General features: G+C 54.8%; 13 protein-coding genes. 4 read left to right on the top strand and 9 right to left on the bottom strand.

All coding sequences use genetic code 11. The features are described from left to right. Window positions 1–16: 16 nt before the first annotated feature. The 3 genes from creC to creA are packed head-to-tail and all read right to left on the bottom strand — an operon-like array spanning window position 17 to window position 2,613. Complete coding sequence (gene creC / locus ABU190_RS15260; RefSeq protein WP_354691745.1) at window positions 17–1,441, bottom strand: two-component system sensor histidine kinase CreC; 1,425 nt, start codon at window positions 1,439–1,441, stop codon at window positions 17–19. Beyond that, on the bottom strand, window positions 1,441–2,130 hold the full coding sequence (creB, locus tag ABU190_RS15265) for a two-component system response regulator CreB (RefSeq protein ID WP_354691746.1): 690 nt from the start codon (window positions 2,128–2,130) through the stop codon (window positions 1,441–1,443). Before creB ends, creC begins: the two co-directional genes overlap by 1 nt. 12 nt (window positions 2,131–2,142) lie before the next feature. Next, the gene (gene creA / locus ABU190_RS15270; protein ID WP_039078267.1) at window positions 2,143–2,613 is read right to left on the bottom strand and encodes a protein CreA; all 471 of its coding nucleotides are present in this window, start codon (window positions 2,611–2,613) and stop codon (window positions 2,143–2,145) included. Window positions 2,614–2,824: 211 nt separating this feature from the next. Here creA and robA point away from each other — a divergent pair, with 211 nt between their 5' ends. Beyond that, window positions 2,825–3,694 (top strand): MDR efflux pump AcrAB transcriptional activator RobA, encoded by an 870-nt coding sequence (gene robA, locus ABU190_RS15275; protein ID WP_039078266.1) that lies wholly within the window; start codon window positions 2,825–2,827, stop codon window positions 3,692–3,694. Here robA and gpmB read toward each other — a convergent pair. Beyond that, the gene (gpmB, locus tag ABU190_RS15280; protein ID WP_039078265.1) at window positions 3,691–4,338 is read right to left on the bottom strand and encodes a 2,3-diphosphoglycerate-dependent phosphoglycerate mutase GpmB; all 648 of its coding nucleotides are present in this window, start codon (window positions 4,336–4,338) and stop codon (window positions 3,691–3,693) included. The genes robA and gpmB overlap by 4 nt on opposite strands. A gap of 102 nt (window positions 4,339–4,440) precedes the next feature. Between gpmB and yjjX the strand changes: the two genes are divergently transcribed. Further along, on the top strand, window positions 4,441–4,956 hold the full coding sequence (yjjX, locus tag ABU190_RS15285; protein ID WP_107223728.1) for an inosine/xanthosine triphosphatase: 516 nt from the start codon (window positions 4,441–4,443) through the stop codon (window positions 4,954–4,956). On the opposite strand, the gene trpR is transcribed toward yjjX, so the two are convergent. Then, window positions 4,947–5,276 (bottom strand): trp operon repressor, encoded by a 330-nt coding sequence (gene trpR / locus ABU190_RS15290; RefSeq protein ID WP_039078263.1) that lies wholly within the window; start codon window positions 5,274–5,276, stop codon window positions 4,947–4,949. The genes yjjX and trpR overlap by 10 nt on opposite strands. Before the next feature lie 63 nt (window positions 5,277–5,339). Further along, window positions 5,340–7,280: a murein transglycosylase gene (gene sltY, locus ABU190_RS15295; protein ID WP_354691747.1), complete on the bottom strand. Its 1,941-nt coding sequence runs from the start codon at window positions 7,278–7,280 to the stop codon at window positions 5,340–5,342. Window positions 7,281–7,579: 299 nt separating this feature from the next. Between sltY and ettA the strand changes: the two genes are divergently transcribed. Further along, window positions 7,580–9,247 carry an energy-dependent translational throttle protein EttA gene (gene ettA / locus ABU190_RS15300; RefSeq protein ID WP_271848749.1) on the top strand — a complete coding sequence of 556 codons (1,668 nt, stop codon included), beginning with the start codon at window positions 7,580–7,582 and terminating at the stop codon, window positions 9,245–9,247. A gap of 156 nt (window positions 9,248–9,403) precedes the next feature. On the opposite strand, the gene nadR is transcribed toward ettA, so the two are convergent. From nadR to serB, 3 genes are all read right to left on the bottom strand, one after another. Then, window positions 9,404–10,630, bottom strand: coding sequence for a multifunctional transcriptional regulator/nicotinamide-nucleotide adenylyltransferase/ribosylnicotinamide kinase NadR (gene nadR, locus ABU190_RS15305; protein ID WP_354691748.1), 1,227 nt, complete (start codon window positions 10,628–10,630; stop codon window positions 9,404–9,406). Window positions 10,631–10,772: 142 nt separating this feature from the next. Beyond that, on the bottom strand, window positions 10,773–12,155 hold the full coding sequence (radA, locus tag ABU190_RS15310) for a DNA repair protein RadA (protein WP_039078260.1): 1,383 nt from the start codon (window positions 12,153–12,155) through the stop codon (window positions 10,773–10,775). Between the two features lie 12 nt (window positions 12,156–12,167). Further along, entirely contained in the window at window positions 12,168–13,139 is a 972-nt protein-coding gene (gene serB, locus ABU190_RS15315) for a phosphoserine phosphatase (RefSeq protein WP_071193593.1), read from the bottom strand. Window positions 13,140–13,244: 105 nt separating this feature from the next. Between serB and ABU190_RS15320 the strand changes: the two genes are divergently transcribed. Then, window positions 13,245–13,889, top strand: coding sequence for a YtjB family periplasmic protein (locus ABU190_RS15320; protein ID WP_354691749.1), 645 nt, complete (start codon window positions 13,245–13,247; stop codon window positions 13,887–13,889). Window positions 13,890–13,942: the final 53 nt, after the last annotated feature.

A 13,942-nucleotide genomic window follows, 5' to 3' on the forward strand; every position in this document is an offset into this window, starting at 1 on the left:
AGAGGAGAATTTGAAGTTATGTGAAGTGACGGTGAAGTGTCAGTCGCGCCTCTGCGCCACCCTGCGGCAGGTTACATACCTGAATCGTTCCCTGGTGCAAACGCGCCACCTCCTGCACCAGGGCCAGTCCAAGGCCACTGCTCTTTTGTCCATTCTCTCTGGGCAATGAGTAAAACCGTTCAAAGATCCGCTCAAGGGCGTAATCCGGAATACCCGGCCCGTTATCGCATACGGTGAAGACGACATATTCAGCGTGCTCGTGAGCGCGCAGCGAAATATGCCCGTCGCGAGGGGTAAAATCGATCGCATTGTCGAGCAGATTGCCCAATGCCTGGCTAAGCAGCCCGGCATCCGCTTCGACGACAAGCTGCCCCGCATCGCATTCCAGGGTCAGATTTTTGGCGGACAGCACCACGCTACGTTCGTCCTCAAGCTGTCGGAACAGGGCATCAACAGGGATGGATGTTGTCACTACTTCCTGGCGATTTTCGAGCTTCGCCTGCTGTAGCAGCTTCTCAACCAGCATCTGCATCCGCGCATTTTGCGCCAGGATATTGTTAGTAAAACGGGTGGCGATATCCGGCGGCGGGTTCTCATGGAGAATTTCTGCCGCGCCGCGTATGGCCGCCAGCGGGCTTTTAAGTTCATGGGTAAGCGCGTAGACGTACTGCTCAATATAATTTTTTCCTTCGAGCTTAAGGCGCATACTCTCCAGCGCCTGCGCCAGCTTACGCAGCTCGCTACTTCCCAAGTCAGGAAGAGGTAAAGGATTTTTTTCGCTCACGGCATCCGCATAGCGTGTCAGCTTGCCGATGGAACGGTTAATCCACAGCGTCACCCCAAACCCAATCACCAGAGCAATCCCCAGTAAGGCCGCACTGGCCCAGAGCATGCGCCGCTCACTGCGTTTGATGACCGGGGCAATCGCACTATTAGGTTTGCCCACGCTCAAAACGCCGATAATGCGCCCCTGGTCAGTGACGGGAGCCGCCACATACATCACCGTACTTTCCGGGTCGTTCGGATCGGAAGGGGTACTGCGCGCGCCATATTTACCGCGCAGCGTCAGCCAGACATCGTTCCAGCGGGAATAATCCTGACCTACGGCCTGGCCCGCAGAATCAAAAACAACCTTACCCAGCGCATCCGTCATGTAGACATGGTATTCGTTACGTACTTTGCGAATGCCGCTGATATTGGCGTTAATGTTGCTTTGGTTGAGCGAAGTGAACGCCTCTGCCAGCTTGCCATTTTGCGCCTGTCCGGAGAGCAAATCATCGTGCGCTACCTCGGCCAGCAGCGTGGCGGTATCAATGAGCGTGCCTTCGGTTGCCCGTCTGACGCCCGGTTTGATCTCCTGGACAAAAATCGACAACACAAACCAGGCGGCAACCGCCACAAGGAGAAAGTAGCCCAGCAACAATCGCATCCCGATACGCATTAGCGGATGCCCAGGCTGTAACCCATACCGCGATGAGTATTAATCGGTGACAATTCGCTATTCACCGCACGCAATTTGGCGCGCAGCGTTTTGATATGGGTATCGACAGTGCGATCGAAGCTCTCTTCGGCATCGGTCCAGACGAGATCCATGAGTTGCTGGCGTGAGAAAACCCTACCCGGTGCATGCAGCAGGGTTTTTAACAGCAGAAATTCATAGCGTGTAAGGGGGAGAATATCGCCAAACCAACGAACGATAGCCGCCTCTTCGTCCAGTTCGAATTGCCCGACACGGAGAAGAGAAGATTGCACCGTGGCTTTCTGGAAGCGGCGCAGCACGGTACGTACTCTGGCGCAAACTTCCCTTGGCGAAAACGGTTTGGCGATATAATCATCAGCCCCCATTTCCAGCCCCAGCAATTTGTCGATCTCGTCGCTGCGTGCGGTCAGAAACAGCACCGGTAGCCCCGGCGCCCTGGCCAGCAAACGGCGGCACAGCTCAAAACCACTGATGTCCGGCAGCCCGACATCCAGGATCGCCAGGTCCGGTAACTGCCGCGCCGCCGCGTCAAGAACAGGCAGTCCCCGTTCAAATGACGTGACGGCGAACCCATCCTGCTGCAGCATATAAATCAGCGTCTCGGCAATACTTGCCTCATCTTCAACCAGCCAGATTCGCGGTTGTGACATCTCCATTCCTTTTTATTTACTCCACGGCATAATCGGCACCGCACTCAGTGCGTTTTTCGGGGAACCTTCCACCACCTTATCGGAATAGGTCAAATAAACCAAAGAGTTACGCTTACTGTCATAAAAGCGGACCACCTGAAGTTTCTTAAACACCAGCGAGGTACGCTTCTGGAAGACCACATCGCCCTGGGCTTTGCCATTTTTAATCTTATCACTGAGTTCGATTGGCCCTACCTGCTGGCAGGAAATCGCCGCATCGGATGTATCCTCCGCCAGCCCCAGTCCCCCTTTAATGCCGCCTGTTTTTGCCCGGCTAATGTAACAGGTCACATTTTGCACATCAGGATCGTCAAAGGCTTCCACCACAATTTTGTGATCCGGGCCGAACATTTTAAACACAGTGTCCACTGAGCCAATCTGTTCCGCCTGCGCAGAACCCCACAGCAACGCTAATGAGGAAAGTATTAAACGCGTGTATTTCATATTGTTACCATTTTTGAATATAACGTTGAGCGACTATTCTCGGGTTTAAGAGGAAAAGGTTTATAGATCACCAATTTACAAAAATTATCATGAAAATCAGACACAATGCGCACTAATGCACAAAAAAAACACTGAATGCTAAAACGCCAAACAGTGGTATTATCCATCCCCTGGTATCAGGCGTAAGCCGTTTTAAGGATGAGGATATTTTATGGATCAGGCTGGGATTATTCGTGATCTACTTACCTGGCTGGAAAGCCACCTGGATCAGCCATTGTCGTTAGATAATGTGGCGGCAAAAGCGGGTTATTCCAAGTGGCATCTGCAAAGGATGTTCAAAGACGTGACGGGCCATGCGATTGGCGCTTATATTCGCGCGCGCCGCCTGTCGAAGTCTGCTGTTGCTTTGCGTCTGACCTCGCGTCCCATTCTGGATATCGCCCTGCAGTACCGCTTTGACTCTCAGCAAACCTTTACCCGCGCGTTTAAAAAGCAGTTTAATCTGACGCCCGCGCTGTATCGCCGTTCACCTGACTGGAGCGCCTTCGGCATTCGTCCGCCGCTGCGTTTAGGTGAGTTTGCCATGCCGAGACATGAATTTATCACCCTTCCGGATATGCAGCTCATCGGTACAACGCAGAGCTATACCTGCTCGCTGGAAGAAATTTCCGATTTCCGCAACCAGATGCGTATCCAGTTCTGGCGTGACTTTTTAGGCAATTCGCCCACTATTCCGGCTGAGATGTATGGCCTGCATGAACCGCGACCAAGCCTTGAGAAAGATGACGAGCAAGAGGTGTTTTACACTACTGCTTTAACGCCGGAGATGGCGAATGGCTACATGCATAATGCCCAGCCGGTGAAGCTCGAAGGCGGTGAGTATGTCATGTTCTTCTACGAAGGGCCGGGCACGGGCGTGCAGGAGTTTATCCTGACCGTCTACGGTACCTGCATGCCGATGCTGAATCTGACACGCCGTAAGGGTCAGGATATTGAGCGTTTCTACCCGCAGGAAGATGCGCGGGCGCAAGAGCCACCGCTTTACATCCGCTGCGAGTATCTGATTCCCGTCCGCCGTTAACGCTGCAGTTCATCCAGCGCAGGGGCGTCCAGATGTGAGACGTCTCCTGCCGTTTCCACTACCCATCCCGACGCCAGCCATGCGCTATCCTGATAATCGATACGGGAAATAGAGCAGTTACGTAAGCGCAGGCGGCGCTCAGCATACGCCGGAAGCCCCAGAATAGTGCTGACCAGACAGCCCAGGGCCATGCCGTGGCTGACGATCATCGGGCGGCTACCCTGCGGTAACTCCAGCGTGGTCGCAAGGGCAGCATGCATACGATCGGCAAGCTCCTGCATCGACTCGCCACCGGGAATGCGCCCCCCTGCGGTGCCATTTACCAGTTGGCGACGCCAGCCTTCTTCTTCTTCGGTCAGGGTTTCAAGATTGCGCTGTTCGAGCACGCCCATATCAAGTTCACGCAGGCGCGAGTCGAGGGTGATATCGCAGCCACATAGCTCTGCAATGATTTCAGCCGTGCGACGTGTACGTCCGAGATCGCTGGCAATAATATGGGTGATGCCCAGCGCTTTCGCGCGTTCAGCCACCTGCCATGCCTGCTGCTCGCCTTTTTCGGTTAACGGACTGTCTGAATGGCCTTGAATACGACGCTCGGCGTTCCACTGCGTTTCACCGTGGCGGACAAGGTATACCTGTAACATGCTTTTATATCCATTATACTGCGATGAAGTTTATTATATGAGGAAGGCCTTACCCGTCATGCAGACAGAACTGGTCTCGTTACGGGCAGCCAGCTATAGATTATGCACCATGTTGTCGCTGCTACCACAAACCCCGCCAAAATTCGGGCTATTCTGCACGCTTTTAATGAGATTTTCGGTGAAGACGCCAGCCGCATCGACGCGATTGCTGTTGAAAGCGGTGTACCGGAACAGCCTATGGGCAGTAAAGAGACGCTTGAAGGCGCACGTAACCGTGTCGAAAATGCCCGCCACGCCTGTCCGAATGCGGACTTTTGGGTGGCTATCGAAGCCGGAATCGATGAAGGCAGCACGTTTAGCTGGGTCGTCATCGAAAGTCGCGACCAGCGCGGCGAAGCCCGCTCTGCCACCCTGCCCTTGCCTGAGGTGATTCTGCAAAAAATCCGTGCCGGGCAAGCGCTTGGTCCGGCGATGTCGGCATATACCGGTATTGATGAAATTGGGCGCAAAGATGGCGCAATTGGCGTGTTTACCGCCGGAAAATTGACGCGCGCCAGCGTCTATCATCAGGCCGTGATACTGGCATTAAGCCCCTTTCACAATGCGGTCTATCGCTGATCGTTAAGCAGCGTCTGCTCCAGCCATAAACGCAGGTCGGCTGGCGCCGCTTTCAGGCTGTTGGATCCCCGGGTGATCGTGGCAATACCCGCCCCGAGTTCACTTTTGAGTTCTCGTTGACTCATCTCTCCGCGCAACAACTCTTCGATAATACGTACGCGGGTACCCAGCGCTTCACGTTCATCGGGGGTGAGCATCAGGTTAAGTAACGGAAGATGTAGATCCTGTTCGTAAGACTGCCTGACGAGTTCAACAAAGCGAAGCCATTCCTGGTGACGCTGCTCGGCCATGGCCGCTGAATAAGGTGATTGCTGGGTCATAATATGCCGCCGTTATGCTATGTACTCGCTTGAGAGTACACAGCATAACACAAACCACAAAAATCAGTAACGACGCTGCCATTCCGCGTCCGTCAGCACTGGCCCTTTGTTGCCATTGATAAAGAAACGGTAATACGCGTCATAGGCCAGCACGTTTTTCACATAACTACGGGTTTCGGAAAAGGGGATGCTCTCAATAAAGGCCACCGCATCAATTCGTCCACCGCTGTTGTTCAGCCAGGTGCGCACCCTGCCCGGCCCGGCGTTGTACGCCGCAGAGGAGAAGATGCGGTTGTTACCAAACTGCTGATAGACATATTGCAGATAGCTGGTACCGATGTTGATATTCACTTCCGGTTCCAGCAATTGAGCCGCGTTACTGTAGCCTGGAATGTTAAACATCTTCACCGTATGCGTTGCCGTGCCCGGCATGATCTGCATTAACCCACTTGCCCCGACCGGGGAGCGTGCTTTCGGGTTCCAGGCACTCTCCTGACGAGAGATCGCCATTGCATAGCTTTGCGGAATATCTTTCCCGCTCGTATAGCGGGCATACAGATCGCTGTAGGCCAACGGGAATCGCTCTTCGAGTTGATCCCACAATTTACCGGCGATGGTCGCCTGTACACTCAGGTCCCACCAGTGCTGGTTAAACGCATAGCGCGCCAGTTGCGCCTGCTCCTGCACACTGCGGCTGGTGATCAAATTGGCCCACTCGCTACGGGCAATGTTGTCCTGATTCCAGTACATGAGTTCGCGTACACGGGACATTTCAGGTCCGTTTGCCAGCGCAGGATCGATGTTGCCCGGCGCTTTATCGATTTTCATGGTGTACTCTTCACCCAGCCGCTGGGCCGCCGCCATCGGGTAGAACCCACGTTGTTGCATGAGCGCATGCAGGATCTCTTTCGCCTCGGCGTCACGCCCACGTTCCAGCAGCAGGTCGGCCTGCCAGTAGCGCCACTCATCCTTATCTTTTGCTTCCATCGGTAAGCGCGCAAGCCAGGTATTCAGCCCACGACGGTCGCCGTTGCCGATAGCCATCCGCACCCGCCGTTCAACGATCGAAATAGACTGCGAACGCATGATGGCGTCATCGCGCCAGCGCGCCTGTTCGCTGGTCACGTCATTGCCCATCAAACGCCAGGCGACAATGTCACGCAGCGCTTGCGTCTGATCTTCATTCAGTTGTTGCGCCTGCACCAGCGACGGGATCATCAACCGGGCGTTTTCCACATCATCACGCGCGACGCTTTCGAACGCTTCGGCCGCCATCTGGCGGGTAAAATCGGTCGCCCCCGTGGTACGGGCAAAGGTCATGACACTGCCAGGATTATTGGCAAGCGTAATGATGGCAGAAGAGATGGTCTGATAGTCCGGGGGCATCTGGCCCGCCAGCAGAATAACCAGCCGGGTATTACCCGCTTTCATAGCCAGACGGATACGTTCCAGAAACGCCAGCGGGTCTTGCGTGCCGGACGCACGCCATGCGCCAAACAGCCGGTCACAGGCGTTTGGCTGGCTGTTTCCTGTCAGCCACAGCTCCTTCGCCCCCTGCCAAGCCTCATCTGCCTGCCCGGTGTTCCATTTCGCAAAGTAGTAGTTACATTGCGCTTCCGTTGTCGTGGGTTTTTCCGGGCTGAATGCCAGCAGACCACGCCAGTCTTCCCGACGTGCCAGCTCGTTGATAAAACGTGTTTTCAGCGTGCGGGCCGGCGGCAATGTGGGGTTTGCCTGAATAAAATTGGTTACCGTTACGGCGGGTTGGTTCATCAGATCATCGGTTATCTGCCGGTACTGCAGATAAGGGTATAGCGGATAGTTTTGCAGTCCTGGCATCAGTTGCGATACCACATCCATCTGCTTGTTATCCCATGCCTGTTTAATCTGAGCATAGCGATTACGTTGTTCATCCAGTGAGTCCGCTCGCGCCACATTGCTGAGGGACAGCAAACAAATACTGGCCGCCAGAAAACGCCAGGCGGCATGTTTAGCTCTCTGCACAGCTTATTCCCCTTATAAAAACGATACCTACAGCGTCATGCCGCATAATGCCTTAATGCTAACCGCGCCTGCCGTAACGCGCCACGTAATGCACACTTTTTTACCTTTCTTGTGTCATTTAACACGACGGGTGCTGCTGGCTGGGATTGAGCACGGAAAACGGCTACACTTCGCCTTTGAAAACTATCACCATTCATTAGCCCTGAATAATTCAGGTTGTAAGGCGGCGGCAAAGGAATGAATCCTGGCCGGCATCAGCAACCTGATGGATGAAGGGATAAAAAGAGGCGAAGTCCAACGTGGCTCAATTCGTTTATACCATGCATCGTGTCGGCAAAGTGGTTCCGCCGAAACGTCATATTCTGAAAAATATCTCGCTGAGTTTCTTCCCTGGCGCAAAAATCGGTGTACTGGGCCTTAACGGTGCCGGTAAATCTACCCTGCTGCGCATCATGGCTGGCATTGATACCGATATTGAAGGTGAAGCCCGCCCACAGCCTGGCCTGAAAATCGGCTACCTGCCGCAGGAACCGCAGCTAAACCCGGAACAGACCGTGCGTGAATCCGTTGAAGAAGCGGTTTCCGAGGTGGTGAACGCGCTGAAAGGTCTGGACGAAGTGTATGCGAAATATGCTGAACCGGACGCTGACTTCGATAAACTCGCGGCACAACAAGGCAAGTTTGAAGAGATTATCCAGGCGCACGACGGCCATAACCTGAACGTGCAACTTGAGCGCGCCGCTGACGCCCTGCGTCTGCCGGACTGGGACGCGAAAATCGCTAACCTCTCCGGTGGTGAGCGCCGCCGCGTTGCGCTGTGCCGTCTGCTGCTTGAAAAACCAGACATGTTGCTGCTCGACGAACCGACTAACCACCTGGACGCCGAGTCTGTCGCCTGGCTGGAACGCTTCCTGCACGACTTCGAAGGTACCGTGGTGGCAATCACCCACGACCGTTACTTCCTCGACAACGTTGCTGGTTGGATCCTCGAACTGGACCGCGGCGAAGGTATTCCGTGGGAAGGCAACTATTCCTCCTGGCTGGAGCAAAAAGATCAGCGTCTGGCGCAGGAAGCCTCTCAGGAAGCGGCGCGTCGTAAATCTATCGAGAAAGAACTTGAGTGGGTTCGTCAGGGCGCAAAAGGCCGCCAGTCTAAGGGCAAAGCCCGTCTGGCACGCTTCGAAGAACTTAACAACGTCGAATACCAGAAACGTAACGAGACCAACGAACTGTTTATTCCACCAGGCGCGCGTCTGGGGGATAAAGTCGTTGAAGTCAGCAACCTGCGTAAGTCCTACGGCGACCGTCTGCTGATTGACGACCTGAGTTTCTCCGTACCGAAAGGCGCTATCGTCGGGATCATCGGCCCGAACGGCGCGGGTAAATCGACCCTGTTCCGTATGATGTCCGGTCAGGAACAGCCTGACGCCGGTTCAATCACCCTGGGTGAAACCGTCAAGCTAGCCTCCGTCGATCAGTTCCGCGACGCTATGGATAACAGCAAAACCGTATGGGAAGAAGTTTCCGGCGGACTGGATATCATGAAGATCGGTAATACCGAGATGCCGAGCCGCGCCTACGTGGGCCGCTTTAACTTTAAAGGCGTTGACCAGGGCAAACGCGTTGGCGAGCTGTCCGGCGGTGAGCGTGGTCGTCTGCACCTGGCGAAACTGTTGCAGGTTGGCGGCAACGTTCTGCTGCTCGATGAACCAACCAACGACCTGGATATCGAAACCCTGCGCGCGCTGGAAAACGCCCTGCTGGAGTTCCCGGGCTGCGCGATGGTTATCTCGCACGACCGTTGGTTCCTTGACCGTATCGCGACCCACATTCTGGATTATCAGGATGAAGGTAAGGTGGAGTTCTTCGAAGGTAACTTTACCGAATACGAAGAGTATAAGAAACGCACCCTTGGCGCCGATGCGCTGGAGCCGAAGCGTATCAAGTACAAACGTATTTCAAAATAAACAGCAAAAAGGCAGCGTAAGCTGCCTTTTTAATGTTTGCTCCCTCTCCACGTGGGTGAGGGCATCAGACCGCACAAGGTCAAAGCAAGTAGCCCGGCTAAGTGAAACGCCAGCCGGGGCATGTCCGGATGATGGCGTAAACGTCTTACCCGGCTGCTAATCACCCATCAACTCTTTTACCAGTTCCACGCAGTGCAGAAACCGGGAGTCATAATCAGGTTCTTCCACATGCCGCCAGGTAATATTGTTCTCTTTGAGCATATCCACCAGCATCTGCTGGAACTCGCTGCGATCCACTGAACTGCCCAGGCTTCTCAACCCGTCGGCAACCCATGGCGTATTATTTTCCAGCAGAATCACCAGGTCGAAACGGTATTCATCGATCATCGCCTGCACAAAAGGGTGCTCACGCCCTTCATACTTCACGCAAAACGCCTGCGTAGTGACAAAATCTGTGTCGATAAAAGCCACTTTATTGGCATATTTCACAGCAAAATCAATATACTGCGCCTGCCCCAATGCGATCTTGTCATAGTCGGAATACTGCAGCGCCATCTCATCGCCGCCAAGATGGGAGAAGACATAATCCCGCCCGTACTCCCACGCGCTGGTGGTATTGAAGATATTCGCGAGCTTATTGACCAGCGTCGATTTCCCGCTGGATTCCCCTCCCAGTATCGCCACGGTGCGCACGAAAAATGGCTTCACTTCGGTCGGAATATAATCCCAGTAGCGGAACGGATTCTCACGAATGAGCGCGCCGCTGATATTCATAAAAGTGCGTTTGGGATCGATAAGCACCGTTTCAATACCCAGATGCTCAAGGTACTGGGGAGCGTCCGCCTCTTCCGAACTGTAGATCCAGTCAGGCTGAATGCCCTTTTCATCCATAAAGGCTTTAATGCCTTTACTCCAGACATCCCAGCCATGCGGGTAAGGCTCCATTCCCTCTTCATTAAACGCATGAATACGAATGTTTTTCTGATATTTGAAGGTCTGCAGCAACCAACGCAGGCGGTCGCTGATGGTCGGTTGCTGGGACATCGCACTGTCTTCAAACAGTTCGCGGTCGCGCTTCTCGTCATACCCCATCACAATATGCAGCTCATCCACCTGGCTACAGGCACGCTGAATCAGGTAGATATGCCCGGTATGCAGCGGGTAAAACTTACCAAACACCACGCCAACGCTTTTTTGCCGACGCGGAAATTCCAATCCGAGGAAACGGTGCAGCGCCTCGAGTTTTTGCGCGCTGGGACTTTTGATTTTGGCATTCAGGAGTTGGCTCAAATAGCCTTTGGTCATGCCGCTGGCGTCGGCCACCTGCTGCAACGTGCAGCCTTTTTGACGGATTGCGGTCTTGAGATAGTCGAATGACGACACGAGTGCCTCCTGCTGGCTGAACCTGCCTGGCAGCATCAACGTGCCAGGCCTATTATGCAAAATTCCCTATGTATTTCGGGGCAGGAGGCGGGGAATAAACGCAGCCATCACACCTGCCGCCAGAAAGACGACGGGAATGTAATTATAAGTCGTCAAAGACGCTTAGTGCATCTGCGAGTTTTTTAACACCGAAGACCTGCATCCCTTCTGGTGGTTTTTTCGGCACATTCGCGGCAGGTACAATGGCGCGTCGGAAGCCATGTTTCGCGGCTTCGGAAATACGCTCTTGCCCGCTGGGCACCGGGCGGATCTCACCCGCCAGCCCAACCTCGCCAAAGACCACCAGGTCCTGAGGCAGAGGCCGGTCGCGCAGGCTCGACACCATAGCCAGTAACAACGCCAGGTCCGCGCTGGTTTCTGTCACTTTTACGCCGCCGACAACGTTGACGAACACATCCTGGTCGGCCATCTGCAGACCGCCGTGGCGATGCAGCACCGCCAGCAGAATGGCAAGACGGTTCTGCTCAAGCCCGACAGCAACACGCCGGGGATTGGACATCATTGAGTGATCCACCAGCGCCTGAATCTCTACCAGTAGCGGACGCGTGCCTTCCCAGACCACCATCACCGAACTGCCGGAAGTCACTTCATCGCCACGGCTAAGGAAGATGGCGGACGGGTTACTCACTTCCCGTAGCCCTTGTTCGGTCATCGCAAAGACGCCCAACTCGTTGACCGCGCCAAAGCGGTTCTTATGGCTGCGCAGCGTACGGAAACGAGAGTCCGCATCACCATCCAGCAACACAGAGCAGTCAATACAGTGCTCAAGGACTTTCGGCCCCGCCAGCGAGCCATCTTTGGTCACGTGCCCGACCATGACAATCGCCACCCCGCGCGTTTTCGCGAAGCGCGTAAGATAAGCCGCCGTTTCACGCACCTGCGCCACGCTACCGGGAGAAGACTGAATATCTGCCATGTGCATGACCTGGATGGAGTCAATAACCATCAGCTTCGGCTGCTCTTCATCGGCAATCTGGCAGATTTGCTCAATGCTGGTTTCCGACAACATATTCAGATTGGCAGTCGGCAGGCCAAGACGGTGCGCGCGCATCGCCACCTGCTGCAACGACTCTTCCCCGGTGACGTACAGCGTTTTCATCTGTTCCGCGAGTCTGCACAGGGTTTGTAGCAGAAGCGTCGATTTACCTGCGCCGGGGTTACCGCCAATCAGGATAGCGCTTCCCGGCACCACGCCGCCGCCCAACACGCGGTCGAACTCTTTAAAACCGGTCGAAAAACGCGGCAAGGCTTCCAGGCTGATATCGGAAAGTTTCTGTACTTTCGACGCGCCCGCATTGCCAGCATACCCGCTTAAGCGCTCATTACGCGCCACGACAGGCGAGGCGGCCACACGCACTTCGGTAATCGTGTTCCAGGCATGGCAGGCGCTACATTGCCCCTGCCAGCGGGGATAATCGGCACCACATTCATTACAGACAAATGCGCGTTTTGGAGCTTTCGCCACAGAGACCCCTCGTTATTTCTTCGCCAGACTGGCTGAGAGAATGCAGAACACCCCCATCAAATCAGCGTGACGGATGGTGACTTCGGCTTTTTCATTTACTTTCGGTTTCGCGTGAAAGGCGATACCTAACCCGGCGGCTTTAATCATCGGCAGATCATTAGCACCGTCGCCAATGGCGATCGTTTGAGTCGCCGGAATCTCATGTTCCTGCGCCAGACGCTTGAGGGTATTGGCTTTGTACTGCGCGTCCACAATGTCGCCCAGCACGTTGCCGGTGAACTTACCGTCAACCACTTCCAGATGGTTGGCTACCGCCGCTGTCAGGCGCAGCATTTCGCGCAGGTGATCGGCAAAGAAGGTGAAGCCGCCAGACGCAATCGCCACTTTCCAGCCCAGCGCTTCCAGTTTTAACACCAGTTGCGTAAGGCCTGGCATCAGGGGCAGGCTGTCTCGGACCTGATGCAGGATGTTTGCGTCAGCCCCTTTGAGCGTTGCCACACGTTGACGCAGGCTGGCCGTGAAGTCCAGCTCACCGCGCATGGCGCGTTCTGTCACTTCCGATACCATTTCGCCCGTACCGGCCAGTTTAGCGATTTCATCAATGCACTCAATTTGAATCGCAGTTGAGTCCATATCCATCACCATCAGGCCCGGATGACGCAGAGACGGAATTTTACCGAGCGGCGCAACGTCCAGCCCTTCATCATGTGCCAGGCGGGTAGCACGCGGGGTGAGTGAACCGGCAAGGCGGATAACCTGATAATCTTCCACACACCAGGCGGCCACGATCACCATTGCCGCGCCCAGTTTACGTTGCCAGGCGGTCAAACGTTCTTTATTCAGGGCGCGTCCATACAGAAGCCAGCCGCTACGACCCGCGTGATAATCCAGGGGCATGACCTCATCGCCACTTAAAGAGAGCGGCAACCCAGGCCACTGAGAAACGTCGTTGGGCAGGTCGCACCAGGTCAAATTATTCGGCATTACAGCTCCTGTAGGGGTATGTGCTGAGGTAAAAATAACGCATGAGGCTACCTTGTAACCAGCGCTTCTGGCAACATTAAGCCGCAAATTTTCAACAGGTGGAATATGGCTCGCGCAAAACTCAAATTCCGGCTTCATCGTGCCGTGATCGTGCTCTTCTGTCTGGCGCTGCTGGTCGCCCTTATGCAGGGCGCATCCTGGTTCAGTCAGAATCACCAGCGTCAGCGCAATCCGCAGCTTGAAGAGCTGGCCCGCACGCTGGCGAAACAGGTCACGCTAAACCTTGCGCCACTGATGCGCGCGGAGACGCCTGACGATAAGCGTATCAGCGTTGTGCTGCGGCAATTGACCGAGGAGAGCCGAATTCTCGATGCGGGTGTCTATGACGAACGCGGCGATCTAATTGCCCGGTCTGGCGAAAGCATTGATGTGCGCGACAGGCTGGCGCTGGACGGCAAAAAAGCCGGGGGCTATTTCAACCAGCAGATCGTCGAGCCGATTCAGGGCAAAAGCAGTCCGCTGGGCTACCTGCGTTTAACGCTGGATACCCATACGCTGGCGACGGACGCCAAACAGGTCGACAACACCACCAATATTTTACGCCTGATGCTGCTACTTTCACTGGCGATTGGCGTCGTGCTGACCCGTACGCTGTTGCAGGGGAAGCGTACCCGCTGGCAACAGTCCCCTTTCCTACTTACCGCCAGCAAGCCGGTGCAGGAAGAGGAAGAGAACGAAAAGAAAGAGTAATCTACCTACACCCTACGGATTTCATGTCGCAGCCCGCGCGGTAGCAACGTGAA

The organism is Phytobacter sp. RSE-02 (genome assembly GCF_040578655.1).
Taxonomy (GTDB): domain Bacteria; phylum Pseudomonadota; class Gammaproteobacteria; order Enterobacterales; family Enterobacteriaceae; genus Phytobacter; species Phytobacter diazotrophicus.

Excerpts from the sequence above, each read along its gene's own strand:
- creC (WP_354691745.1), bottom strand. The coding sequence starts at position 1,441 with ATGCGTATCGGGATGCGATTGTTGCTGGGCTACTTTCTCCTTGTGGCG.
- creB (WP_354691746.1), bottom strand. The coding sequence starts at position 2,130 with ATGTCACAACCGCGAATCTGGCTGGTTGAAGATGAGGCAAGTATTGCC.
- creA (WP_039078267.1), bottom strand. The coding sequence starts at position 2,613 with ATGAAATACACGCGTTTAATACTTTCCTCATTAGCGTTGCTGTGGGGT.
- robA (WP_039078266.1), top strand. The coding sequence starts at position 2,825 with ATGGATCAGGCTGGGATTATTCGTGATCTACTTACCTGGCTGGAAAGC.
- gpmB (WP_039078265.1), bottom strand. The coding sequence starts at position 4,338 with ATGTTACAGGTATACCTTGTCCGCCACGGTGAAACGCAGTGGAACGCC.
- yjjX (WP_107223728.1), top strand. The coding sequence starts at position 4,441 with ATGCACCATGTTGTCGCTGCTACCACAAACCCCGCCAAAATTCGGGCT.
- trpR (WP_039078263.1), bottom strand. The coding sequence starts at position 5,276 with ATGACCCAGCAATCACCTTATTCAGCGGCCATGGCCGAGCAGCGTCAC.
- serB (WP_071193593.1), bottom strand. The coding sequence starts at position 13,139 with ATGCCGAATAATTTGACCTGGTGCGACCTGCCCAACGACGTTTCTCAG.
- ABU190_RS15320 (WP_354691749.1), top strand. The coding sequence starts at position 13,245 with ATGGCTCGCGCAAAACTCAAATTCCGGCTTCATCGTGCCGTGATCGTG.